General features: G+C 48.9%; 29 protein-coding genes. 6 read left to right on the top strand and 23 right to left on the bottom strand.

The genetic code is table 11. The annotated features are described in order from the left end of the window. Positions 1–6 precede the first annotated feature (6 nt). The 5 genes from spoIIAB to NYE54_RS12265 all read right to left on the bottom strand — a co-directional run bounded on the left by spoIIAB (position 7) and on the right by NYE54_RS12265 (position 3,984). Complete coding sequence (spoIIAB, locus tag NYE54_RS12285) at positions 7–465, bottom strand: anti-sigma F factor (RefSeq protein ID WP_339272130.1); 459 nt, start codon at positions 463–465, stop codon at positions 7–9. Then, a complete protein-coding gene (gene spoIIAA, locus NYE54_RS12280; protein ID WP_076320918.1) occupies positions 462–815 on the bottom strand; it encodes an anti-sigma F factor antagonist in 354 nt (117 codons plus the stop codon). Before spoIIAA ends, spoIIAB begins: the two co-directional genes overlap by 4 nt. 88 nt (positions 816–903) lie before the next feature. Continuing rightward, complete coding sequence (locus NYE54_RS12275; RefSeq protein WP_339272129.1) at positions 904–2,094, bottom strand: D-alanyl-D-alanine carboxypeptidase family protein; 1,191 nt, start codon at positions 2,092–2,094, stop codon at positions 904–906. A gap of 775 nt (positions 2,095–2,869) precedes the next feature. Beyond that, the gene (locus tag NYE54_RS12270) at positions 2,870–3,679 is read right to left on the bottom strand and encodes an IS110 family transposase (RefSeq protein ID WP_339272089.1); all 810 of its coding nucleotides are present in this window, start codon (positions 3,677–3,679) and stop codon (positions 2,870–2,872) included. Continuing rightward, entirely contained in the window at positions 3,643–3,984 is a 342-nt protein-coding gene (locus NYE54_RS12265) for a transposase (protein WP_339272090.1), read from the bottom strand. Before NYE54_RS12265 ends, NYE54_RS12270 begins: the two co-directional genes overlap by 37 nt. A 519-nt stretch (positions 3,985–4,503) precedes the next feature. On the opposite strand from NYE54_RS12265, the gene NYE54_RS12260 reads away from it, so the two are divergent. Both NYE54_RS12260 and NYE54_RS12255 read left to right on the top strand, forming a co-directional pair. Further along, the gene (locus tag NYE54_RS12260) at positions 4,504–4,686 is read left to right on the top strand and encodes a transposase (RefSeq protein WP_339273477.1); all 183 of its coding nucleotides are present in this window, start codon (positions 4,504–4,506) and stop codon (positions 4,684–4,686) included. After that, the gene (locus NYE54_RS12255; protein ID WP_339272128.1) at positions 4,664–4,891 is read left to right on the top strand and encodes a transposase; all 228 of its coding nucleotides are present in this window, start codon (positions 4,664–4,666) and stop codon (positions 4,889–4,891) included. The genes NYE54_RS12260 and NYE54_RS12255 overlap by 23 nt, the downstream gene beginning before the upstream one ends. Before the next feature lie 107 nt (positions 4,892–4,998). On the opposite strand, the gene NYE54_RS12250 is transcribed toward NYE54_RS12255, so the two are convergent. The 7 genes from NYE54_RS12250 to NYE54_RS12220 all read right to left on the bottom strand — a co-directional run bounded on the left by NYE54_RS12250 (position 4,999) and on the right by NYE54_RS12220 (position 10,460). Next, complete coding sequence (locus tag NYE54_RS12250; RefSeq protein ID WP_076320916.1) at positions 4,999–5,823, bottom strand: purine-nucleoside phosphorylase; 825 nt, start codon at positions 5,821–5,823, stop codon at positions 4,999–5,001. 56 nt (positions 5,824–5,879) lie between these two features. Then, the gene (locus NYE54_RS12245; RefSeq protein ID WP_339272127.1) at positions 5,880–6,764 is read right to left on the bottom strand and encodes a site-specific tyrosine recombinase; all 885 of its coding nucleotides are present in this window, start codon (positions 6,762–6,764) and stop codon (positions 5,880–5,882) included. A gap of 42 nt (positions 6,765–6,806) precedes the next feature. Further along, positions 6,807–7,040: a YqzK family protein gene (locus tag NYE54_RS12240; protein ID WP_098742979.1), complete on the bottom strand. Its 234-nt coding sequence runs from the start codon at positions 7,038–7,040 to the stop codon at positions 6,807–6,809. A 335-nt stretch (positions 7,041–7,375) separates the two neighbouring features. Next, entirely contained in the window at positions 7,376–7,840 is a 465-nt protein-coding gene (locus NYE54_RS12235; protein WP_006209405.1) for a Fur family transcriptional regulator, read from the bottom strand. A gap of 109 nt (positions 7,841–7,949) precedes the next feature. Further along, positions 7,950–8,573: a stage II sporulation protein M gene (spoIIM, locus tag NYE54_RS12230; RefSeq protein ID WP_076320913.1), complete on the bottom strand. Its 624-nt coding sequence runs from the start codon at positions 8,571–8,573 to the stop codon at positions 7,950–7,952. Positions 8,574–8,659: 86 nt separating this feature from the next. After that, positions 8,660–9,877, bottom strand: a complete 1,218-nt coding sequence (locus NYE54_RS12225; RefSeq protein ID WP_339272126.1) for an endonuclease Q family protein — start codon at positions 9,875–9,877, stop codon at positions 8,660–8,662. A 1-nt stretch (position 9,878) separates the two neighbouring features. Next, positions 9,879–10,460 carry an NUDIX hydrolase gene (locus tag NYE54_RS12220; RefSeq protein WP_339272125.1) on the bottom strand — a complete coding sequence of 194 codons (582 nt, stop codon included), beginning with the start codon at positions 10,458–10,460 and terminating at the stop codon, positions 9,879–9,881. 93 nt (positions 10,461–10,553) lie between these two features. Between NYE54_RS12220 and mciZ the strand changes: the two genes are divergently transcribed. Beyond that, positions 10,554–10,712: a Z-ring formation inhibitor MciZ gene (gene mciZ, locus NYE54_RS12215; RefSeq protein ID WP_339272124.1), complete on the top strand. Its 159-nt coding sequence runs from the start codon at positions 10,554–10,556 to the stop codon at positions 10,710–10,712. A gap of 103 nt (positions 10,713–10,815) precedes the next feature. After that, a complete protein-coding gene (locus tag NYE54_RS12210; RefSeq protein ID WP_339272123.1) occupies positions 10,816–12,027 on the top strand; it encodes a tetratricopeptide repeat protein in 1,212 nt (403 codons plus the stop codon). Between the two features lie 78 nt (positions 12,028–12,105). On the opposite strand, the gene NYE54_RS12205 is transcribed toward NYE54_RS12210, so the two are convergent. After that, entirely contained in the window at positions 12,106–13,236 is a 1,131-nt protein-coding gene (locus tag NYE54_RS12205; RefSeq protein ID WP_339272122.1) for a tripeptidase T, read from the bottom strand. A 109-nt stretch (positions 13,237–13,345) separates the two neighbouring features. Here NYE54_RS12205 and prli42 point away from each other — a divergent pair, with 109 nt between their 5' ends. After that, complete coding sequence (prli42, locus tag NYE54_RS12200; protein ID WP_144023401.1) at positions 13,346–13,447, top strand: stressosome-associated protein Prli42; 102 nt, start codon at positions 13,346–13,348, stop codon at positions 13,445–13,447. 27 nt (positions 13,448–13,474) lie between these two features. Here the strand turns inward: prli42 and lipB are convergent, their stop codons facing one another. From lipB to lpdA, 5 genes are all read right to left on the bottom strand, one after another. Further along, complete coding sequence (gene lipB / locus NYE54_RS12195) at positions 13,475–14,155, bottom strand: lipoyl(octanoyl) transferase LipB (RefSeq protein ID WP_076320907.1); 681 nt, start codon at positions 14,153–14,155, stop codon at positions 13,475–13,477. A gap of 122 nt (positions 14,156–14,277) precedes the next feature. Next, positions 14,278–15,684: a dihydrolipoamide acetyltransferase family protein gene (locus NYE54_RS12190; RefSeq protein ID WP_339272121.1), complete on the bottom strand. Its 1,407-nt coding sequence runs from the start codon at positions 15,682–15,684 to the stop codon at positions 14,278–14,280. Positions 15,685–15,701: 17 nt separating this feature from the next. Further along, positions 15,702–16,688: an alpha-ketoacid dehydrogenase subunit beta gene (locus NYE54_RS12185; RefSeq protein WP_339272120.1), complete on the bottom strand. Its 987-nt coding sequence runs from the start codon at positions 16,686–16,688 to the stop codon at positions 15,702–15,704. A 3-nt stretch (positions 16,689–16,691) separates the two neighbouring features. Beyond that, the gene (locus NYE54_RS12180) at positions 16,692–17,720 is read right to left on the bottom strand and encodes a thiamine pyrophosphate-dependent dehydrogenase E1 component subunit alpha (protein ID WP_076320904.1); all 1,029 of its coding nucleotides are present in this window, start codon (positions 17,718–17,720) and stop codon (positions 16,692–16,694) included. Positions 17,721–17,899: 179 nt separating this feature from the next. Beyond that, positions 17,900–19,321: a dihydrolipoyl dehydrogenase gene (lpdA, locus tag NYE54_RS12175; RefSeq protein ID WP_339272119.1), complete on the bottom strand. Its 1,422-nt coding sequence runs from the start codon at positions 19,319–19,321 to the stop codon at positions 17,900–17,902. A gap of 157 nt (positions 19,322–19,478) precedes the next feature. Between lpdA and NYE54_RS12170 the strand changes: the two genes are divergently transcribed. Then, positions 19,479–19,784, top strand: a complete 306-nt coding sequence (locus NYE54_RS12170) for a DUF2627 domain-containing protein (RefSeq protein WP_339272118.1) — start codon at positions 19,479–19,481, stop codon at positions 19,782–19,784. A 174-nt stretch (positions 19,785–19,958) separates the two neighbouring features. On the opposite strand, the gene NYE54_RS12165 is transcribed toward NYE54_RS12170, so the two are convergent. From NYE54_RS12165 to NYE54_RS12145, 5 genes are all read right to left on the bottom strand, one after another. Then, positions 19,959–20,171, bottom strand: coding sequence for a hypothetical protein (locus NYE54_RS12165; protein ID WP_098742967.1), 213 nt, complete (start codon positions 20,169–20,171; stop codon positions 19,959–19,961). Between the two features lie 67 nt (positions 20,172–20,238). Continuing rightward, positions 20,239–21,126, bottom strand: a complete 888-nt coding sequence (locus NYE54_RS12160; RefSeq protein WP_339272117.1) for an NAD-dependent epimerase/dehydratase family protein — start codon at positions 21,124–21,126, stop codon at positions 20,239–20,241. A gap of 243 nt (positions 21,127–21,369) precedes the next feature. Next, complete coding sequence (locus NYE54_RS12155) at positions 21,370–22,344, bottom strand: family 43 glycosylhydrolase (protein ID WP_339272116.1); 975 nt, start codon at positions 22,342–22,344, stop codon at positions 21,370–21,372. A gap of 79 nt (positions 22,345–22,423) precedes the next feature. Beyond that, the gene (locus NYE54_RS12150) at positions 22,424–23,335 is read right to left on the bottom strand and encodes a carbohydrate ABC transporter permease (RefSeq protein ID WP_339272115.1); all 912 of its coding nucleotides are present in this window, start codon (positions 23,333–23,335) and stop codon (positions 22,424–22,426) included. Positions 23,336–23,388: 53 nt separating this feature from the next. Beyond that, complete coding sequence (locus NYE54_RS12145; RefSeq protein ID WP_213645168.1) at positions 23,389–24,264, bottom strand: sugar ABC transporter permease; 876 nt, start codon at positions 24,262–24,264, stop codon at positions 23,389–23,391. Between the last annotated feature and the right edge of the window lie 28 nt (positions 24,265–24,292).

Raw genomic sequence — 24,292 nt, 5'->3', positions numbered from 1 at the left:
CAACCCCTAATTATATAAAGCTTTCTTAGATTCGATCCTCTTTTTCATTTTGATCGACGTACCGTTGCCTGGTTCGCTGACCACTTCAAATTCGTCCATGAAATTTTCCATGATGGTGAATCCCATACCGGATCGCTCCAGCTCTGGCTTTGATGTATAGAGCGGCTGCTTGGCCATTTCCAAGTCTTCGATCCCGTGGCCGGAATCTTCAATGCACAGCGTAATCATATCCCCGTCTATGGAGGCTTCAATCCTGACAATCCCTTCCGAATCACTATCGTACCCGTGGATAATGCTGTTTGTGACCGCTTCGGAGACCACCGTTTTGAGATCACTCAGCTCATCCATGTTGGGATCCATCTGGGAGATGAACGCAGCCACGGCGACACGGGCAAAGGATTCGTTTTCCGACTTTGCGGCAAACTGCAGAGTCATAAAATTATGCTGTGCTTTTCCTTCACTCATGACACTACCTCCAAACCCGAGAGTGCCGTGCCCTCGTTCTCATATATCGGCATGATCTTGAACAGCCCCGACATTTCAAGCAAGCGGTAAACCTGCGGCTTGACATCGCATACCGCCATCTTTCCGCCCTTTTGCTTGATGAATTTATAGCGTCCCAGGATGACCCCAAGTCCTGAGCTGTCCATAAAGTCCAAGTCCTTTAAGCTCAGTACCAAGTGCTCTGTTTGACGTCTCTGAATAGCTTCATCCAGCTGCATCCGGACATGATCGGCCGTATGATGATCCAGTTCCCCGGACAGTCGGACGATCAGTACATGCCTGTGATGCTCCATATCAACATGCAGATTCATGTTTGCTCACTCTCCTCCCTGACATGAACAAAGATTTCTACATTTGAAAAAGACATTCCTGCATCCCGACAAAACTAGAAGAAAACTCCTATGAATCTACATGAAACAACTTGCCGGTTGTCCGCTTGAACAGCTTCCAGAACCCGGCCTTCTTCACCTCGACAGGAGATGTCAGCTCGAACTCCTTCACCACGCGTTCACCTTGATAGACGGTTAGCTTGCCGACAACTTGTCCGGCGGCTACCGGCGCCTTCAAATTCGGTTCCATCTGAATTTCATGACGGATATCCGGACTCTTTACGCCCTTCTTAACCAGCACGCTGTAATCTTTATCCGCTTGAATCGAGATCTCGGGCACGGTTCCCTTCTGGACCTTCACGATACCTAACACTTCACCCGGTTTATAGATGGAATGCATCGAATACTGGGAAAAGGCATAGTCAAACATGCGAGATACTTCATTATTCCGCGTCTTCGTATCCAGAGCTCCCATCACAACAGCAACAGCGCGCAGTCCGTCCCGTTTGGCCGTTGCCGATAAACAGAATTTGGCCTCTGACGTGTATCCGGTTTTCAATCCGTCAGCACCAGTGTAGAATCGAACCAGCTTGTTCGTATTGACCAGCCAGAACGGTTTGTCCGAATCTTTACGCAAATAATCTTGATAGGCGCCCGTATATTTGGTGATCTGGTCGTATTTCAGCAGCTCCCGGCTCATGACCGCAATGTCGTGGGCCGAAGTATAATGATTCTCAGCAGGAAGGCCGTTGCAGTTCACAAAATGTGTATCCTTCATTCCCAGCTCGGCTGCTTTCTCATTCATCAGCTTCACAAAGGCTTCCTCCGAGCCGGCAATTTTCTCCGCCACTGCGACGGAAGCATCATTGCCTGATGCCATGGCAATGCCTTTGAGCATCTCATCCACCGTCATTTCTTCACCAGGCTCAAGAAAGATCTGGGATCCGCCCATGGAGGCCGCATATTCGCTGGTACGCACCTTATCCGTCCACTGCAATTGTCCTTCGTCGATGGCCTCCATCGTAAGCAACATCGTCATGATCTTGGTGATGCTCGCCGGAGGCAGCTTATCATGGCTGTTTTTCTCGTAAATAATGGTTCCGGTATCCGCATCCAGCAATATAGCAGAACGAGCACCTGGTGCCAGTTCCTCTTGAGATGATCCTTCGCCGGGTTTGCTATTTTCTGCATAACTTGGTACAGCTACACTGGACAACCCTACAAATAGAACCAGAAATCCAGCTATTAACGCTTTTTTCACTTCCATCCCCTCCTGACATTCGTAATAGCATCCCGAAAAGAAACGGGTCTGATATTCATTGTCGTCAGGATGAAAACAAATTATTCCAGTTTTCAAGGAAATATTATCGCCCTGAACTTAAGGGAACGCAGAATAGCCCCACAAAGTGGAGCCTATGCTTCGATGCTTATTCCAAATACTTTGCGGGGACCCCAATACCATACCCCAACAAAGTGGAGCCTATGCTTCGATACTTATTCCAAATACTTTGCGAGGGCCCCAAAAACATATAAATGCAAATAGCTTCGCTGAAAACCTATACATTCTAGAATCTTAAGCAAAAAGGGGGTGTCCCAAAAGATCTTAGATCTGGCGGAATGCCCCCTTTTTCTGTGAGGAGACGCTCCGTGTACGAATCGATCCTCCCATCGCTGATATGAACGAGACCTGTCAAATAGCAGTTTGTAACTCCCTTGTTTTCCCAATCCCCTTTATACAAGAGAGGGTGTAAAAACTGAACTAGAAGGCAAAAGCTATCAACGGTGAGCAGTCTGATATCCGCGGGTTTTGTATACCGCATGTTTTCTCTCCGTCTGCAGAGAGTGCACCACGAACTGTTGTCGTGCGTCGTTTCCTTTGGAGGGATGGCACATAGCGATGGACGTGGATTCTCTCTTACGGCTTTTCCCTTTGCCTTCTAACTCAGTTTTTCATCTTCCACCTGTTTTTTTGGGGAACGGGATCACCTTGAATCAACCATTCTCACAATACGACTAGATTCCAATAGGAATGGTGATCACCTATTTATCCTTTTCTCTTCAAGTTCTCGGGCAATCGACCAAATAAATCCACTTAGTTCACGCGCCACGGCCACAACTGCTTTGCCACTAGGCTTACCCTTTGACAGCATTTTCGTGTATTTTCGATGTAGTCGATGCTGTGCCTTCCAGGATATGGCCTGAATTTCAGGAGATTTTCCTTGTTGACGTTTCTTTAACTCTCCTTGTAGCGCAGGTTTATAGCGGTAACTCCAAGCGGATTCGACCAATAAACGACGAAGGTGCGTATTCCCCGATTTCGTAATGTTTCCCTGCCATCGGCTTTGGCCACTTGAGTATTCCCTCGGCACCAAACCTGTGTACCCCATGAAAGCCTTCGCATTACCAAACCGGGTAAATGAACACACTTCCGCTACGATTCCTGTTGCTGTCGTTTCAGCTACTCCACGTAAGGTTTGAAGGGCTTGTATTAAGGGGGCGTGGTGCCCTTCCGTGGCTTCTTCGTGAATGGCTGCTTCCAAACGCTTCAGACGTTCTTCATTTTCATCCATCTGATGCAGCATTTCCTGCAGAACCAAACGTTGAGAAGCGGACTCGAATGGAATACGTCCTAACCATAACCGGTATTTAGCCGTCCAGCGGCGAAGTGGCTCTTTAGGTGCAATCTGATGACGAAGGAGAAACTTCCCGATCCGCTGCCGGATTCGAGCTCGGTCTTCCTTAACATCTTCACGCATTCGTACCAAATCACGAAGCGCTTCTTCCTCTGGAGTAGGTACATGCACACGTGTTAATTCACCTGCTCGAAGTAATTGTGCCAGACGCATCGAATCCCTACGATCCGTTTTACCCGTTCTCCTGGACGACTAGGCATAAGTGATGGGGCGATAACAATGCAGTCATATCCATGTGCAGTTAGCAAACGAACTAAAGGATATCCTGTTGGACCTGCCTCGTAACAAACGCTTAATTCATTGGGTTGGCCTAACTTCCTCAATACTTTCAAGATGTGATACTCGGTATGAGGAATCGTGCCCAAATACCGAGCGCCTTCTCTTCCTGGATCAGCTACAGATACAGCAATATTTTCCTTCGACACGTCTAAGCCTACGTATTTTATGGTATCCTTCATAGTACAGACTCTCCTTTGCAATTTAGCTCTGATTTTGGTTTTGGTTTAGCTTCTACTACACCATTATTCCCAAAATTAACCTAAGATGTTGCAATTACGGGGAGTCTGTCTCGTTCATGATAACTGTTGCCCCCAAATTTCTTGAAATGGTACTAGGCAAGGATGAAATTCGGGGGCAAAGGCGACCGCTCTCACTTGTCCGGAATCGTTTCGTCCTCTCCGCTACGTTGTGCGAAAACATACTCTAGACATACGAAAAGAAACCGTTTCTTGGTAAAATGGAAGTGCGACCCACCATCTACGAAAGGAACGATTTCTTTGTACATTCAATATACCATGGACCAACTTTATCTGCCAATGGACTTGGAGGATGACATTCCTCCTTATCATCTTGTTCGCATCGTCAATGAATCGGTCAACCGAAGTGGCAACAAGATATCAGCAAGCTAGACAACTGGCAGTACGACGAAGCAGAAGATACATGGACGTGTGCGGCTGGGCGAAAGCTCCGGTTTCGCTATGAAAGTAAGGAAACGGATGGTAAGCGGATATGAAATACGGAAGCGACACTACCGAAGCGTGAGTTGCGAAGGGTGTTCATTCAAAGCTGCTTGCACGAAAGCTCAAGGGAACCGGGAAAATCAGCGTAAGTCTCAGGTATCTTCGTTACAAGCAGCAAGTGAGAGAGAAACTTCGAAGTGAGGAAGGCTATGCGTTGTCGGTGCGGCGAATGGTCGAACCGGAGAGTGTGTTTGGGCAGTTGATGAATAACCGGGGATTCCGGCGATTTCTGCTTCGAGGACTGACGAAAGTGAGCCTAGAGGTCGGATGGCTTTCGCTTGGCCATAATCTGCTCAAGCAAGAGGCAACGGACCAAAAAGCAAGAAATGGCGGTGCAAGGAGATAACATCCTGAGCACCGCCATTTCTTTATTTGACACATTTTTAATCGGACGAACCGTCCGTCAAGTGAGCAAACCTACTTATGAGACAGCTCCCCCGTACTAGAATGATGTTACATTTTTGGGATAATGGCCATGACAAGCGCAAGGAATTTCTCCCGGACCTTCTCCGCTGTCTCCATAACCTCGTCATGGGATAGCGGTTGATCCAATATGCCGGCTGCCATGTTGCTGATGCAAGAGATGCCCAGCACTTCAAGGCCGGCATGTCTGGCCACAATGACCTCAGACACGGTGGACATACCAACCGCATCCGCACCTAGCGTACGCAGCATGACGATCTCGGCAGGTGTCTCATAGGTTGGTCCAAGCAGACCTGCATAGACGCCTTCCCTCAGCGCAACGCCTTGACCCACGGCAACTTCTTTTGCCAATTGGCGAAGCTGACGGCTGTAAGCCTGGGACATATCCGGGAATCGCACGCCCAGATCCGGATCATTCGGCCCGATTAACGGGTTGGTTCCTGTCATGTTCAGATGATCGGAGATCAGCATGAGATCACCCGGCTCGAAGGACGTGTTGATGCCGCCGGCCGCATTGGTAACGAGCAGACTCTTCACACCCAGCTCTTTCATGACGCGCACCGGGAAAGCAGTCACTTCCGGACCATAGCCTTCATACATATGGAACCGGCCCTTCATCAGAACGACAGGTCGATTGTGAATGGTGCCCAGCAGCAATTCTCCTTCATGGCCTTCTACAGTCGATACGGGAAAATGAGGAATGTCCGTGTACGGGATCGAGACCGGATTCTCAATCAGTTCGGCCAGCACGCCGAGTCCTGAACCTAAAATCAGGCCGACCTCGGGCTCGACACCCTTCTGCCCGCGTATGTATGCCGCTGCTTCCTTAATGCTTTGTTGATGAATTGAACTCATGTTCATACCTCTCCTAACTGAGAATAAGTTGTAGATCCTAGTAGAGTAGGTCCCGACTAAGATCTCGGGTGATAATGATCGTATACTTCCTTCATGCTTTTCTTGGTGGATTGATATATGCCGGTGGTGGATAATGCCGAGTGACCCAGCATCTCTTGAACCGAACGTAAGTCGGCACCATTCTGCAGCAAATGAATGGCAAACGAATGACGAAGGGTATGCGGCGTGATCTCCTCATCGATTTCGGCCAGCTTGCCATACTTTTTAATAATTTTCCAAAATCCCTGCCGTGTCAAGCGCGTACCGAGTGAATTCAGGAATAATGCATCCTCATCAGCATCTCGAATCAGCTTGTCCCGCATATCTTGCATATAAAAAGCCACGCTCTCGGCTGCGATCTGGGTAATCGGAAGAATTCGCTCCTTCCCTCCGGAAACGGCACAGCGCAGGAAGCGCATATCCATGTTGATGTCATGCGTGCTCAAGTTCACCAGTTCCGACACCTTGATGCCTGAAGCATACAGCAGCTCCAGCATCGCTTTGTCCCGGGCCCCCTGAGGGGTTCCGGAATCCGGGGCCGACAGCAGCTTGTCCACCTGCTCAACGGTTAGCGACTTAGGCGGCTTCCGTTCCGGCTTCGGATTTTCTAGCAACTGGGTCGGATCTAATCCTATAACGGCTTGACGCACCAAATATTGAAAAAAGGAACGCAAGGACGCCGTGCAGCGAAGCAGGCTCGACGCCGCCTTGCCCTGCTGCCTCAGTCTGCCCATGTATAATCCAAGCATTGTTCGTGTAACTTCCTGCGGATGGATAACGTCTCTTTCCGCGGCAAAAGCCATGAAGGCTTGTAAGTCGGCCCGGTATGATTCAATCGTACTTCGGGATAGTCCCTTCACGTCTTCCAGATAGGTTACATATTCGTCCAGATATTGTTTCATAATCTTTTTGCTCCTATTCCCGTGTGCCCTTTACAAGCACAATCACTCCCCATACCAGTAGTACAATCGCAGACGTTCCGCCGGCGAATATCGGGAGTCCATGGTGCTTTCAGGCTGAAAAGCCTTAACCGCTTGACCGGAAGGTGCACGGTAAGGATCCATTGGGGTCAGCCAATCTCCCACCCATCCCAGCACGAAGTAAAAAAACATCGTCAGAACGGCAAACATCGTAATAAATCGGATCAATGAGCCTATTTTTCGGATCGATATAATCACTGGCAGCGCCTCTCTTTCATCTTTGCAATGATCACCAAGTGAAAGTGGGTATTACAGGATCACTTCACGTAAAGCCTATGATACAAGCTGCAGGATTATGACGGCTTTTCGCTGATCGTTCTTTAGTCATTGGACTTGAGTGGTATTGGGATAGAATAAAAAAAACGTCTTCTCGACGTACGTTGATGTAAAAAGCTAGATTGTTCTTGCGTGAACGATACGGATTCGTGCATGTTCCATCTATATTAGGTTACCATCTAAAAAACCCTCCCGGCTTACCGCCGTAGAGGGCTTGCCGTGATGGTCATCACTGCGGTTTGTTGCATGATATAAATTTATGATTTGTCCTGGTCATTCTTGCCCTTCTCTTTGCAACGGTAGCATATACCATGGAAATCAAGCCGATGGTCATGAACGGTAAAGTTGAACTCTCGCTCTAACCGCTCTTCCAATGGACCGAGCCAATCCTCGCGTATTTCATCCATGCTTCCACATTGAGTACATATCAAATGATGATGGTGATGCTTCGAAGTATCCGTCCGCAAGTCATAACGGGCGACACCATCGCCAAAATTTATCTTCTCGACAACATGAAGCTCACTGAGCAGCTCTAGGGTACGGTACACGGTTGCCAGACCGATCTCCGGAGCCTTCTCTTTCACGAGCATAAATACATCCTCTGCGCTAAGGTGGTCGTCTTCATTTTCCAACAATACGCTTACCGTGGCTTCCCGTTGGGGCGTTAATTTGTATCCTTGGGATTGTAGCTGCTGCTTAATTTTGTCGATCCGCGCTTCCATCGTTTCCCTCCCCCTTGGAAATCACTGCACGTTATTGTTCACTTCCTTCATTATAGGGGGATTTGACAAACAAAGTCAAACGGTTTTGCTTTATGGAAAAATTCGCGGATTATAGCAACATTGGCGTGACCCAGCGCATCATGGCCGGGGTTACCCAGGTTTCAAATGAAGCGACTCCGAGCGTTAACAGGACCATGAAAAAGGTCAGCATCGCATACGAAGCAAAGGGCTTTACCATGCTCCCGCCCCGATTCATAATAAATCGGTCCCTGATGATGTATAGAGAGAAGGTTATCGCCGCTACACTGCACATCATGAGCACGGGGATGATGAGCAAATTTTGCGGTGCAATCGACACCAGGGCGAACAGCAGGCCTTTCCAAGAATACTGTCCGACCAAGTAACCGACCGTAAACCCAATAAGCACTCCTTTTAAGAAGTCCAATATCAATATTCCCGGAAGCCCGATGACGGATAATCCCAGAATCCATATCAAACCAATCCATTTCAGATGAAGGGCTGCGATGCTCCAGTAAGAAGACTGACTCATGGTTTCTCCACCATCCTGCACGTTTACAAAAAAGTGGTTTAAATATCGGGCCATTTCTTGCTGCTGCTCTAATGAAAGTGCATTGACCATTAACGCTCCAAACAGCACCCCAACTAAAAACAAGACGCCTACGAATACATAGAGCATGGTCTGATCCTTAAAGGCTTGGCGGAATGATTGCATAGAATAGAGTCTCCTTTCTGTGTCTCTACTCTACTCTATGACCATCACCCTCCTTGTATGACCTACGATTGAAAGAGTTGATTGATTTACCGGAGAACCTTTCCGTAAGAGCCTCCGCCGCCATCCGATAAGGACAATGTACCGTTTCGGGCCATCACAATGCTTGCAGCAAGCCCCTCTCCCGCAACAGCGGCAAGCTCCGCTTCCGTAGCCTGGTGAAGGATTTTCATTTCGGTACCGAAAGCCCCCAGCAGCTTCGCCATCGCCGATTTGCCCAGGCCCGGAATGAACTCTAGCGGAACCTGATAGTGATATGCCGGTCGGCTTTCCTGTACAACGGGCTCTTTGCGGTCCGCGATGTTCAGAATTCGATCAAACACGCCCTGTACCAGCTTGGTACTGCCGCAGAATGGACATCGCACCAATTCATGTATATCGCTGCCTTCATCCAGTATGCTGTCGCAGCCGCTGCAGTAAGAACGATGGTATTTTCCGAGTCTGGGATTAAGCCCGTAGTTCGCGCTGATTCGTCTACCGTTACTTGTTCCAAGGGCCTGGCGAAATTCAGAAAATGAAGGCTTTGCCATATCGATTCGGTTGTATTCCCTGCCGATTTTCCCAAGCGAATGCGCATCCGAATTGGTCAGAAAGGAGTAGGCGTCCAGTTCGCTTATCCGCCCTGCCATCGAGGAGTCGGCACTGAGCCCAAGCTCTATACCCGCAATACCGTTCAGGTCCAGCACTTCGCTCATTCGATCCGCCATGTTGCCGTACAGTCCTTTATGAGGCGTAAAGACATGGGCGGGTATCAACAGCCCGCCGCGGTCTAGTATCTCCTGCTGCAGCTCACGGGGGCTGACATAGATACGCTGCGAACTAAGCTGCACGTTCTTCATATATTTTGCCATCCAGGCCGTGAACTCCTGAATGGTGTTCAGGTCAGGGAAATAGGCCAGTACATGGGCTGCACCACGGCCGCTTTCGCGAATTTCAATCTCGCTTCCAAGCAGGATCACCGTATCCTGATAAGCAATTCCGCCTCCATCTATCTCCTGCATGACGCCGCTGTCCAAACACTGCAGAATATCGTGCTGTACCGAAGGAGAATGGCAATCGATGATGCCAATCATTTGGATGCCTTTCCGTTCCGAGGCCTCCACGGCTATATTTTCAAAGGTCAAATTGTTACTTGCGCTAATTTTCACAGCTTGTCCGCTGCTTGTCCGCCCTATGTGAATATGCATGTCGCAGTAATAGGACTGAAGCTTCTGCCCGGTTGACATGTTCTTTTCAGGCTGCAGCATATCAGATCTTTCCTGTCAGGCTATACATATTCCAAGCATAAACGGCGAGAATGGTCTTGGCATCGCTGATTCTCTCTTCTTGTATGAGTGAATACGTCTCTTCCAGCGAGATTTCCATCATCTCTATAAATTCATCCTCGTCCGGGTTCATGTCGCCGCTGACCAGATCCTCTGCCAAATATAAGTGAATGATCTCATCCGCAAACCCCGGAGATGTATAAAAGGAGTGCAGCTTACGAATGGAACCGCACGTATAACCCGTTTCTTCCTGTAGTTCGCGCTTCGCGGCTTCCAGCGGATCTTCTCCCCGCTCCAGCTTGCCTGCAGGAATTTCAACCTCACAGCGCCCAAGCGGCTGTCGAAATTGATTTACGGCCAACATTTTGTCGCCTTTTAAGGCGAGCACTGCTACTGCACCAGGATGTCTGACAACTTCACGTTTCGCGGTCTGCCCATTTGGCAGCTTCACCGTATCGACCTGCAGTGAAATAATCTTCCCTTCAAAAATCGATTGGGTAGATAGTGTGGTTTCTTCCAGCAAATTATCCGAGGCTTCTCGGGTCTTACTGCCGATATCGCTCACAAAATGACCTCCTTTGTTTAAAAACGGCATGACTGACCATGCTATTGCATAAGGTGTATTATATCAAAATTTCCAAGAAAGAAGGAACTGCCCATGAAAAGCTACAAAGGGGATCATTCAATACATATGGTAGGACAGGCCTGGCAGATACGGATCATGCTGAAACAGTGGCAACAGCAATGGGGCTCGGAAACGAAGATTATGGATATTATTTCTAACTCTTCTAAAAATATTTACGAAAACAGGATGTGAAATTAGGTCTTTGGACTTGTTTTTCGACTTATTTCTATTTTTTTCGAATATGAACCATGACCTTTACACCTATACGGGTGTTATATCATTGGGAGGCTTCGACATGCGACATATACCTATTATTGAAACCGAACCAATTACTAATCCACCTTCAACTGAATATGAGCGCGGAAAATGGTACAAAAGACGCGGGTATCTTGAGAAGGCGCTAAAGAGCTTCAAGGAAGCTGCACAATCCACTCCAACCGATAAGGCGAGCTCGGGATGGAAAGAAGTTGATCTAAGCTGGCTCGAATACGGGTTATTGAGCATGCGGATGCGCTCCTTCGGCAAATCGGAGGAAGCTTTCAGAACCGTCGTACAGCATTCCGGTACCTACGTCCAAGAGGCGCTGAATCAATGGGCCGCACTCCTGCACATGCAGGGGATTTCGGATCAAACGATTGGTGAACGGCTCCTGGACGAAACGAGGAACTTTCCATCCTCCAACATCATGGTTGGCAGGTCACTATTCTACATCGGAGCTTATCCACATGCTGCCCATTGTTTTGCTAAACAGGGGAGTTTATATCCAGATACCTGCATCCAATATGTGACTTGCCTCGTCATGACAGGTCAAGTATCTGACGCCATGCAGTTCATCGATAGCTACCTTCGCGATTTGACACACCACCTGCGCGAACTGCCTCGTCCAAGAACATCTGAAGGGGCTCAGCTAGCCAGAATCAGGCAGCTCTGCGAGTGGAACTTAAACAATTCAATCCCTGACCGATTTATCGCCATGTCGGAAACTTTAGAATTAGCACGCGCTGCCGTATCACTTAATATGATTTCCATAGCCGAACATCTGCTAACCAATAGCGGCGACCATGCTTATTATGCTCTGATCTGTTTTCTTTATGATGAAGGCTACAGAGGACTCGCGATTTCAAAATTAAACCAATTGGAAGCGCTGCCGTTTCAAGAGCAAGACAGCCACAGTCTGAAAGTATGCTTTATAGCCGCGGAAAATTTATATGATCAAGGGAGATATGATGAGGCTGCATCTCTGCTCGAGCAGCTTAGACTGACTTACCCCGGGCGTACAGAGATACGATTCGGCGAAGCCGCTTGTTATTTACAATCAGCCTTGATCTCCCTCTCTGCCCGCCTTGAGGAGCAATATGCCTCAGCGACGGCGAGGAAAGAGATCGAACAATACCTGGACAACATCAATGCCGCATTGCATGTGGTCGAGAACACGAACTGGCATACCACCTGGTCGCCTGCCCAAAAAAGACGGGAGAACCACTCGCCCTTGTCATCCTTGAATTAATAATAAATCTAAAAGCCCGCAGCGGATGTAAAACGTCCGCTGCGGGCTTTATGCATTTTCATATGATCTAATGATCAACTAAGCCTTGGCCGTTTCCTGAATGATCCCCACCACGATCTGGGCAGCCTTGATCAAATCAGAAGCTTGAATACGCTCTTTCGTGGTATGAATGTCTTGATATCCAATTGCCAAATTGACGGTTGGGATTCCAAGGCCGTTAAAAATGTTGGCGTCACTACCGCCTCCGGACCGGAACGTGCGGGTTGGCAAGCCCAAGCCGCCGATGGCCCGCTGCGCAAGCTGAACAACCTCATCATGTTCGTTAAAACTGAAGGCAGGGTATACGATTTCGCTAATAAACTCACAATTGGCGTTGTACTCACGAACGGTGGTTTCGAGCGCCTCACGCATATCGTTCACTTGCTTATCCACTTTCTCTTGAACGATACTGCGTGCTTCAGCATCAATCTGAACATGGTCACAGACGATGTTGGTTGCGCCCCCGCCCTGGAACTTCCCGATATTTGCCGTGGTTTCTTTGTCGATGCGTCCCAGCTTCATTTTGGCTATCGCTTTAGAAGCGACCTGGATGGCACTGATGCCATCCTCCGGATTCACTCCGGCATGAGCTGACTTGCCTTTGATGATCATTTTGATTTTCGCTTGGGTCGGTGCGGCCACTGCGATCGATCCTAATTCACCATTGGAATCCAGGGCAAAACCGAGATCCGCATCCAAAACATCAGGGTCAAGCGCCCGAGCTCCCACCAGACCCGACTCCTCACCTACCGTAATGACAAATTGGACTTGTCCATGAGGGATGTTATTTTCCTGGATGACCCGAATACCTTCCAGCAATGCCGCGATGCCCGCTTTGTCATCCGCACCAAGGATGGTCGTTCCGTCACTTCGAATCCAGCCGTCATCACCTAGCGTCGGCTTAATGCCTTTACCAGGCGTTACGGTATCCATATGACAGGTAAATAGCAGCTTTGGCGCTTGCTGAGCCAACTCGTCTGCTTTCCAGGTAATAATCAGGTTCCCTGCTCCGTGTCCTGTCTTTTCCTTGGCATCATCTTCGATGACATCAAAACCAAGACTGGAAAATTTATGTTTGAGAACGTTGGAGATCTCCTCTTCATGCTTGGTTTCGCTATCGACCTGAACCAATTCCATAAACTCTTGGATGATACGCTCTTCTGAGATCACTGGACTTCCCTCTCTTTCGCAGATACGATACAATGTTTATATCTATCTCAATTAAATGATGCTGCTGCATGTATGTTCATCATTAAACCTATTTCAAAGGAGTTACACAATGCAACGTAAAAAGTGGTTTCGAATTGTTATCTATCTCATGCTGGTTGCTATGGTCGGATCAACACTGCTGGTTATCCTTGAGCCATTGTTCTTTCGCTGATACTCTTGCATTTACGAACGCCTAAAGTTACAACCAACGAGCCTCATATGGAAATACCCGGGTGAAGAAAGGCACGATCTCCCGGGCTACTTCCTCTACTTCAAAAATCCGCCCCGTGCAGTCCTCCAATGAAGTTACACCGTATTCCTGTATACCACAAGGAATGATGCCTGCGAAACCCGCGTCTGCGATTCCGGATTTAATATTAAACGCAAAACCATGACTCGTCACAAATCCGCGATGCTGGCGGCCTTTATTGAATTTAACGCCGATGGCGCAAATCTTCAAATCTCCTACCCATACCCCGGTGTATTCGGGTTTGCGGCCGGCTTCGATGTTGTATGATGCCAGGTATTCGATGATGACCTGCTCCACATCGCGCAGAAATCCGTGCAGATTCAAATTTTTGCCGCCATCCAGCAGTAACAGCGGATACCCGACAAGCTGCCCTGGACCATGATATGTAATGTCTCCGCCACGATCGATTTCAAACAGGCCGATGCCCTGTTTTTCCAATTCCTCTTTACTTAAGAGCAAGTGCTCCGGATGACGCTGTGACCCCATGGTATAGGTCGGAGGATGTTGGAGGAGCATTAATCGCTCGTGCTGCTCTCCCTGATCGATGGCGGAAACATGTTTTTTCTGAAGCTCCCAAGCCATGCCATAATCTACAATCGGCGTGTACGATACATCTAACGGTTTGTTCATGTGCTAACGCCTTCTTTCATAGGGTTCCCACTAACCAATGAATGCTCCTGCGATTGACTTCGGTATGAATGACGTCTGCGAACCTTCTTCCGAAGAATCAGTCCGCAGATCATATACGAAAATTAATAAAGCTTCGTATCCAGGGTATAACCTTCCAGGTTATCTTTAACCCGCTGCAGGAATCTTCCGCAGATTACCCCGTCCAAAATCCGATGATCAAGGGATAAACACAGATTCGCCATCGAACGGACCGCGATCATGTCATTGATGACCACCGGCTTTTTAACAATCGATTCAAACGTCAGAATCGCAGCCTGCGGATAGTTGATGATCGGATAGGACAGAATCGAACCGAAGGATCCCGTATTGTTAACCGTAAAGGTACCGCCCTGCATGTCGTCTAACTTCAGCTTGCCTTCACGGGTCTTGCGTGCAAGCTCCTCGATCTCTCTAGCCAAGCCGGCAATATTCTTCTGGTCGGCACGGTGGATGACCGGCGTCAGCACAGAATCCTCTGTTCCGACGGCCAGGGAAAGATTGATATCGCGCTTCACCACGATTTTATCTACGGCCCAGAACGAATTCATGATCGGATAATCTTTAATCGCGTTCACAACGGCTTTCAGCAAAAAGGCCAGGTAGGTCAGATTAACCCCTTCCTTGCGCTTGAACTCGTCCTTCAACTGATTACGCAGCAATACGATGTTGGTCACGTCGACCTCAATCATCGTCCATGCGTGCGGAATTTCCGTAACGCTTTGACGCATGTTTCTGGCGATCGCATTACGCATCGGCGTAACATCAATAAAGTATTCGGATCTTCCGCCTTCCATCCCTTCCACTTCAATGGTCGGAAGTTTAGGCGATTCTGTCAAATGCAGCCCGGAATGACGCACATTCGGAATGGCTGTACCGAGAGGAGGCGACGGTTCGGCAGGCATCTGATGCTGCAGCCCCTGAAACGGCGAAGTCCCACTCGGCTGTACCGTTTCCTTCGGCGCTTGGGCGCTCTGGGCAGGTGCTGCTCCGGCAGGAGCGCCTTGGCCTTGGGCTGCTCCTCCCTTTTCAATATAAGCCAGTACGTCCTTACGGGTGATTCTGCCGCCCATGCCTGATCCCTGTACTTGTGAAAGGTCAATCTGATGCTCGGCTGCCAGCGTCTGCACAGCAGGCGAATACCGGAAACGCATCGAACCCTCTTCGCTGCCGTTTCCCTGATGCTGACTCACGGGAGCACTTGCTGCTGGCTGTGGCGAAGGAGTTCCACCTTGACCAGAAGCCACAGAGATCCGGCAAATGATCTCGCCAACATTGACGGTCTGGCCCTCCTGGGCAAGAATCTCTCCCATGACGCCGTCCAGGGTGGATGGAATCTCGGCATTGACTTTGTCGGTAATGACTTCACAGATCGGTTCGTACTGCTCGATGGCATCCCCCGGCTTCTTCAGCCACTTGGCAATGGTCGCCGAAACAAGGGATTCCGCTAGCTGAGGCATCGTAACATCGGTCAATTTCTGATTTTCGGACATGCTCACACTCCCTGTTCTTAATAAAGCGCCAATTGACGCATGGATTCTTTGACTTTGTCCTTGTTAAGCATGAAGAATTTCTCCATCGGCGGACTGATTGGCATTGCCGGTACATCCGGACCGCACAAGCGCATGATCGGGGCATCCAGGTCATAGAGGCAGTGCTCCGCAATAATCGCGGATACTTCCCCGCCGACGCCGCCGGTTTTATTATCTTCATGAACGATCAGCACTTTACCCGTTGCACGGGCCGCTTCAATTATCGCTTCCCGATCAAGCGGCTGTATGGTACGCAGATCCAGTACATGCGCGCTAATGCCTTCTTCCTTCTCTAGCTCTTCAGCAGCCTGCATCACAAAGTGCAGCGGCATGCTGTAGCTGATCACCGTAATATCCGATCCTTCGCGCAGCAGATTCGCCTTGCCGATCGGTACAACGTAATCATCGTCCGGTACATCGCCAGTAATCAGCTTGTAGCATTTCTTGTTCTCAAAGAACAATACCGGATCCGGGTCGCGTATCGCGGCTTTCAGCAGCCCCTTCGCATCATAGGCCGAGTACGGCGCAACGATTTTGAGTCCCGGCGTTCCGAAGAACACCGATTCCGGGCACTGCGAATGGTACAACCCCCCGAATATTCCGCCGCCAATCGGTGCACGAATGACGACAGGACAACTCCAATCGTTATTGGAACGATAGCGGATTTTCGCTGCTTCGCTAATAATCTGATTGGTTGCCGGGAACATGAAGTCCGAATATTGCATCTCGGCAATCGGCTTCATGCCATACATGGCTGCGCCGATAGCCACACCGGCAATCGCGGACTCCGCGAGCGGGGTATCGAGCACCCTCATTTCTCCGAACTGATCCATCAAACCCTTGGTGGTTGTAAATACGCCGCCTTTGACGCCTACGTCCTCGCCTAACACAAATACGGACTCGTCACGCTCCATCTCTTCCTTCATGGCCAGACGAATTGCATCGATATATTCCATTACTGCCATCCTTTACACGCTCCCTTCGTCATCGGCATATACGTGAAGAAGCGTATCTTCTGGCTTCGGAAATGGAGCCAAGTCTGCAGATTCCGTCGCTTCTTTGATCTCCAGGTTTAATTGTGCGATCAAATCCTGATCGCGTGCTTCGTCCCAGAGCCCGCAGTCGACCAAATAATTCTTAAAGCGGGCGACGCCGTCTTTCTTCCAGTTCTCTTCGACCTCTTCTTTTGTCCGGTACGCCAAATCGTTATCCGATGTGGAATGCGGAGACAAACGGTACATCATGGATTCGATCAGCGTCGGGCCTTCTCCGCGAATCGCACGTTCACGCGCTTCCTTCACGGCCGCATACACCTCAAGCGCATCGTTGCCGTCTACTCGAATGCCCGGGAATCCATACCCCAGAGCGCGGTCGCTTACCTTCCCGCTAATCTGTTTATGAAGCGGCACCGAAATGGCATATTGGTTATTCTCGCACATGATAATGACAGGTAGCTTGTGAACGCCCGCAAAGTTGCAGCCCTCATGAAAATCCCCCTGATTGCTCGAGCCTTCGCCAAACGTAACAAACGATACAAAGTCCTTCTTCTGCATCTTCGCCGCCAGCGCGATACCCACTGCATGCGGAAGCTGTGTTGTTACAGGGCTGGAGCCGGTCACAATTCGCAGTCGTTTACTACCAAAGTGCCCCGGCATCTGCCGTCCGCCGCTATTCGGATCCTCGGCCTTGGCAAAAGCCGACAGCATCAGTTCGCGAGGCGTCATGCCCACTGTCAATACAAATCCATAGTCGCGGTAATAGGGTAAAAAGTAATCCTTCTCCCGGTCAAGGGCAAAAGCAGCAGCAACCTGACATGCTTCCTGCCCGATACCGGATACGTGAAAATTAATTTTGCCCGCACGCTGCAGCAGCAGGTTGCGCTCATCGAATTTTCGCGCCAGCACCATATATTTGTACATGTCTAGCACTTGTCCGTCGGTCAGTCCAAGCTGCTCATGCCTATTGTTGTTTGCCGTAACCGTTTCATGTTCTTTCATGGAGATCCCTCCTTTATGTGAGCCATGAGTTCAGGCTTGATCATCGGCCTCATAACATGAGGTTAAAGGGCGTGTTTGATCAAGTATTAAAACCTGGTACTAAGACTTGGCTTAATGTTATTATAATCCCTTTCTCGGCAAAAAGAAATGAGGGATTCCACAAAAGGATGTTCTTATCCCTACAAACCGATGGCTCGTCCATCCACCGCAAGCATCGCTTCGCCGATGATTTCGGATAATGATGGATGGGCATGTACTGCCGCTCCCACTTCCCATGGAGTTGCATCCAGTACTTGTGCCAGTGCCGCTTCGCCGATCAGCTCGGTTACATGCGGTCCAATCATATGCACGCCCAGAATATCCTGCGTCTTCTGATCGGCAATGACCTTCACGAACCCCTCCTTCGTTCCGTGGATCAACGATTTGCCAATCGCCGAGAACGGGAATTTTCCGATTCTGATCTCATATCCGCGTTCTTTGGCCTGCTTCTCCGTCAGTCCGACGCTGGCTACCTCCTGACGGGTATAGATACAGCGTGGAATCCATTCGCTGCGGTAGGCTTCCGTCTTCTCGCCTGCCAGATGGTTCACGGCTGCAATCCCTTCGTGGCTTGCCGCATGAGCAAGCTGAAGACCCCCGATGCAATCGCCGATTGCGTAAATATGGGGCTCCGTTGTTTGCATATTGGCATTTACCACAATGACGCCATTTGCAACCCGAACGTCGGTATTTTCAAGCCCGATATTTTCAGTATTGCCAATTCTTCCGACAGAGAGGAGCAGTTTGTCCGCTGACAATGTTCTTGTATCGTCCTTTTGCTCGATCGTGATGGACACACTTTGATTCCGAATCTCACAGTTGTCGGTTTGAAGTGATACGTTGGTGATCACCTCTACGCCTCTGGCGGTGAGCATCTTTGTCAGCTCACGTCCAATCTCCTCGTCTTCTGCTGGCAGCAGATGGGACGAAGCTTCTACAATTGTGACCTGAACGCCAAAATCATTCAGCATCGAAGCCCATTCCACGCCGATTACGCCACCGCCTACGATGATGATGGATGTAGGAAGCTCATCCAACTGAAGCGCATGATCGCTTGTTAGTATATGTATGCCGTCAGGCTCAAGCCCCGGTAAGTGACGCGGACGCGAGCCGGTCGCGATGATCAGATGAGTGGGAACCACCGTTTCCATCTCGCCATCCGGAAGCTCAACCGCTACGGCCCCGCTGCGTGGAGAGAAGATGGACGGGCCGATAACTCTCCCTTTGCCCTGCACGACGGTAATTTTATTTTTGCGCATCAAATATTGAACGCCCTGGTGCAGCTTATCGACGATACCGTCTTTGCGCTTCTGCACTTTGTCAAACGATAGCCGGACCCCGTCCGTCTCGATTCCATAGCTCTCGCTATCCTTCATTTCCGCATACAGCTCGGCACTCCGAAGCAATGATTTGCTCGGAATACAGCCGCGGTGCAAGCAGGTTCCCCCCAGTTTGTCCTGCTCGATGATGACCACATTTTTACCGAGCTGGGCTGCACGGATGGCCGCAACATATCCACCGGTTCCCCCGCCAAGAATTGCTACATCACATGTTATCGCCACAAACGGCACCTCCATAATAAGTCCAATTATACCCTTTCATTGTACTCTCTTTTTTTGGGATTACAAAATCATCACCCATAATCGAAATAGACATTACCCTATGAAAAAGGTATGATAAACGGTAGTTCATTACATCAGTCGCAGGAAGGAATCTTCTATGAAAATGTTAATTTCCCGCTTTATTGCCATCTTGATTTTGGTTATCCCGGGTTTTATGGCAATGATGGGTTTCTTAATGATGAAAGATGCGGTTTTTCTATATATTTCCGTTCATGGGGATGACAGTGTGGCAAACCCCACTTTCGGTTGGCTACCTTTTCTAGGCGGGTTGGCGCTGTTTGTCATCGGTATCGGATTCTTGGGCGGCTGGATTCTTTTCCGGGACCGCAAGCGAAATTACGTTGGACCAAGATTCAAAAAGAAGCGCCAGGCGCCAAAGTCAGGAACACCATCTAAAAACTAACTCATAAGAAAAATGTCTATCGACGTACTTCAAAGAAGACAGACTGCCGTTAGCTGTCATTTTTCTTGCGATATCAGGAAGCCCATGCTTCGTATGTTTACACTTTATGATATCTTCCAAAAAAACACCGGGGAGCCCTCCCCGGTGTTTATCATATGTTCTGGACTCCGCCGTTTATTCCATCAGTGCGTCCTTCAGTTTACTCGACATTCTTGTTTCTCTGGACGTCGCTTTCAGTGCGGTTTTCCGCAGATTGAAATTTTGCTTCGTCAAAGCTTCCAGCTCTTCATACATCGCATGGATTAACGTTAGGGCTTCCGGTGATAAGTCTCCCTTGGATTCTACCTCTCGAATACGCTCTTTCCATGCTTCCATCTTGTCGCTCATGCTGATCTTCCTTTCAGGGCACTTCCCTCTTATCTTTCTTCAAATGATAACAATCCTGCCACTTTCGCTAGCGAACCTTTAAATCGGCGGACAATTCCGCAATCAATTTCGGCATCCAGTCGTGCAAATCCCAGAATTTAAACCCGGCAGCTGCCGCTTTGCCATGATCCATCGTCCAATCTCCCGGAATTCCAAACGGAGACATGTGATCAGGTGCTGCTGAAGACTGCAGGGGTGCCGAGCTACCAATTTCCTGCTGAATCAAGTTCATCATTTCCCGGACCGAAATCGTTCCGCTGGAGCAAGCATTTACCGGACCTTCCAATTGCACTTGACCTGCCCATTCCAGAAACTCCGCTGCTTCCTCGGCATGCACAAACGAGATTTGTGCGTCTGGATCAGGCAATCCAATCGCTTCTCCTTGCGCTGCATGCTCAATATGAAAAAGCAGTCTTCGCGTGTAATCATCCGGTCCCAGCACAATCGGCAACCGGACAGCCGTAACATTCAGATTATGGCGACCGAATAATACTGCCTCTGCCTGGCGCTTGCCTTCCTTATAGCTGTAGTCCCTGCTTTCGTTCGTCATAACAGGGTATCTGTAGGGATCAAACTCCTCTTCCCTCACCGGATGATCCGCAAAATCATATACCGATAACGTGGAGGTCAGCACGTATTGTCCAATTCGTCCGGCAAAGATGTCTGCAGCTTGTCCCGCTTCTTCCGGAGTATAACATATATTATCATATACGATATCAAAGTCCTGGCTTCCCACTGCCTGTTTTAAGCATTCCGGGTCCTTCCGATCCACGGTAAGCCGCGCAACAGCACCTCCGAATGAATCCTGGTGATGTCCACGCGTCAAAATCGTAACGGCATCGCCTTTAGCCAGCAGCCGGTTAACCAGCCTTTTACCGAAAAAGCGGGTACCGCCCAATACTAATATCTTTGCCATTTATAATTCCTCCTTACCAGGAAATAAGAATATGTTAATAGAACTACGCTTAATACATCCTTAACCATCTCATAAATCGATCTGTCCTTTTTTCTCCATCCATATCGAAGACTCCTTCTTTTTTCCTACTTTATATTATGCTCCTTACCTCCTAAAATGTAAAAAACCGACCAAGCTATTAAGCTCAGTCGGTCTGATGTTTGCAAATCCATCCGGTCTATAACCCCAATTACAAAGTCGGCATCATGGCTTGGAGACCGGTTCATGATCCGCTCTCGGCACCCCGAAATTCGGTGTTCCGTCTTCGTTCCACCCGATGACCTGTACGCGCGTGTGGCGGTTCGGATCATATAGTGGATCTCCCACGATCTCCTTGTAACTTCTTGCATGGTACACCAGTATGTCCTGCGAGCCGTCCTCGGAAATTGTGAAGCTGTTGTGCCCCGGCCCATATTGGCCATTGGCTTCAGATGTCTTAAATACGGGTACAGGCGATTTAACCCAGGAGCTCGGATTCAGCAAATCACTGTCCTCATCGGCTGTCAGCAGCCCCATCGCATAGTTGTGGTCTGTGGCGCTCGCGGAATAAGTCATGAATATGCGCCCGTTGCGTTTAAGAACGGCGGCCCCTTCATTTACAAGATACCCGATCTTCTCCCAGTCGTACTCGGGAATCGATATGCATACCTGTTCCCCTGTTAAGGTCCAGGGATTCTCCATCAATGAGATGTACAGATTGGAATTGCCTGGAATGCCCGGATCTTTCTGTGCCCATACATAATACCGTTTGCCTTTATGCTCAAACGTTGTTGCGTCCAGGGCGAAAGATTCCCATTTCGTGATCACTTGCCCCTTCTCCACCCATTCCCCTTCAAGCGGGTTTGCCGAAACGTTCTCCAATACAAACATCCGATGATCGAACAATCCGCCTCTCGTTTCTGAAGTATGGGCAGCTGCGTAATATACATACCATTTTCCATCCATATAATGAATCTCGGGTGCCCATATGTTGGCACTCATCAGGCCTGACTCATGCTTGCGCCAGATCGTAATTCCGTGGGCATCCGCGAGTCCTTGTATCGTTTGCGAGCGTCTAAGCTCAATCCGATCGTATTCCGGCACGGAACCGGTAAAATAATAATAACCATCGGTATGTTTATAGATCCACGGATCTGCCCGCTGTTCGATCAGGGGATTTTTTATATTTAATTCAGACATGGTGACGACTCCTATACCTTATAGTTTGACTTCCGCTAGCTTTCTATTTTTACTTGTTTCTATGAATCCAATCTTCTTGCTATCCTTTGATGCCTGCGTTTAAGTTGATCGACTGGACAAAATATTTCTGGGCAAACAGGAACAACAGCAGCGTCGGAATAATGGCCAGAATCGCAGAACCCATCAATTGTCCGATCATGCGGTAATTGCCGTAAATGTCCTGTAACAACAGCAGTCCTGCTGTGACGGGCATCTTCTCTACATCGGTATACACGATAACGGGCCAGAGGAAATCATTCCAGGAACCCGTAAATGAAAACAATCCGCATACAATCAATACAGGTTTCATGAGTGGCAAAATAATAGAGGAATAGATTCTAAAATCTCCCGCGCCATCAACACGCGCCGATTCATCCAGATCCTTGGGAACGCCCATCATGAATTGTCTGACCAAAAAAATGTTCCCCATCCCGGCCAAACCTGGAATGATCATCGCCCAAGATGTATTCACCCATCCCAGTGCATCAATGATTTTATAAGATGGAATCAGATTCACTACCCCGGGAAAGAAGGAAATCCCAAGCAAGGTAAAGAATAAGGTATCCCTTCCTTTAAAGTTCATGCGCGAGTATCCGTAACCGGTAATGGAAATGACAACGATCACGAGCAGCGTATGCATCGTTGCAATAAATACGGAGTTCATCAACCAGTGCAGGATGGGCGCGGTCGACGTGTTTTGCAGGATCGTGACATAATTATCGAAAATCCAGTTATCGGGCAGCAGTCGGAAACCGCTGGAAACCACCTCCGCCTGGGACCGAAAAGATGTGGTGATGCCAAATATGACCGGAATTGCCCATATCACACACAGGAGGATCAGAAATGCGTAAGCTATATATTTGGACACGCTTATGTTGGATGAAACCTTCTTCGGACCCGAGCGACCAAGCTTGGAATCCGTGTTTACTTCATGTACTACCGGGTTCGACATTGCACAGTACACCTACCTTTTATCGTTTCCGTTGTTTGCAGCTGAACGTGCCGCTAGGACGCGTTTCGGTTCATCACATAATACTGAAGGGCTGAAATGACGAGAATGACCAGTCCGAGCAAAACTGCCATCGCGGAAGCCATGCCGGCAATCGATTCCCCGTGACCGAAGGCTAACTGCCGGATGTACATCATCAACACGGTTGTGCTCTGTCTAGGTCCTCCGTCCGTCATCATTAATGGCTGACCGAATACGTTAAAGGCTCCGGCTGTCGTCATAACAAAGGTATAGATCAGCGGAAAACGAATGGAAGGCAGCGTAATGCTTGAAAATCTGCGGACAGGCCCCGCTCCATCCATCTCGGCCGATTCATACAAATCCTTGGATACCCCGCTGATGGAAGCCCGGTAGATAATCATGTTCCCACCGACTCCGCCCCACACCGTAATGACAATAATGATCAGCCAGGCATAGGGCTGGTTGGCTGCCCAGACTGTTTCAGAGCCGAAGATATTATTCGTGATCCCAAGCTGCTTATTGAAGATTAAAGACCAGATCAGTGCCGCTGCGGAGATCGAAATGAGTCCGGGAATATAGAGAATGGACTGGATGACATTTTTCATCTTCACTTTTTTGTGTTCCAGCGATACGGCAATCATTAACGGAATGATGATTAATATAGGTACACTTAGAACAACAAAGATCAGCGTGTTTTTTAATCCGTTCATAAATTGGGTGTAGAAGGTGGACTCCGAGTCAAACAGAATCGTTTTATAGTTGGCCAACCCAACCCACACAGGGTCATTGATCAGATTCCACTGCGTAAAGGAAGCATAGATCCCGTATAGGGTTGGCAATAGAATAAATACGATAAAAAGTATCAGATGGGGACCTACAAAGAAATAAGGCGTCAACGACTTCTTATTCATATCCTTTCATTTCTCCTTTGGAAAAGAA

Source organism: Paenibacillus sp. FSL K6-1330, assembly GCF_037976825.1.
Lineage (GTDB): Bacteria > Bacillota > Bacilli > Paenibacillales > Paenibacillaceae > Paenibacillus_AQ.
This window is presented reverse-complemented; position numbering and strand designations above follow the sequence as displayed.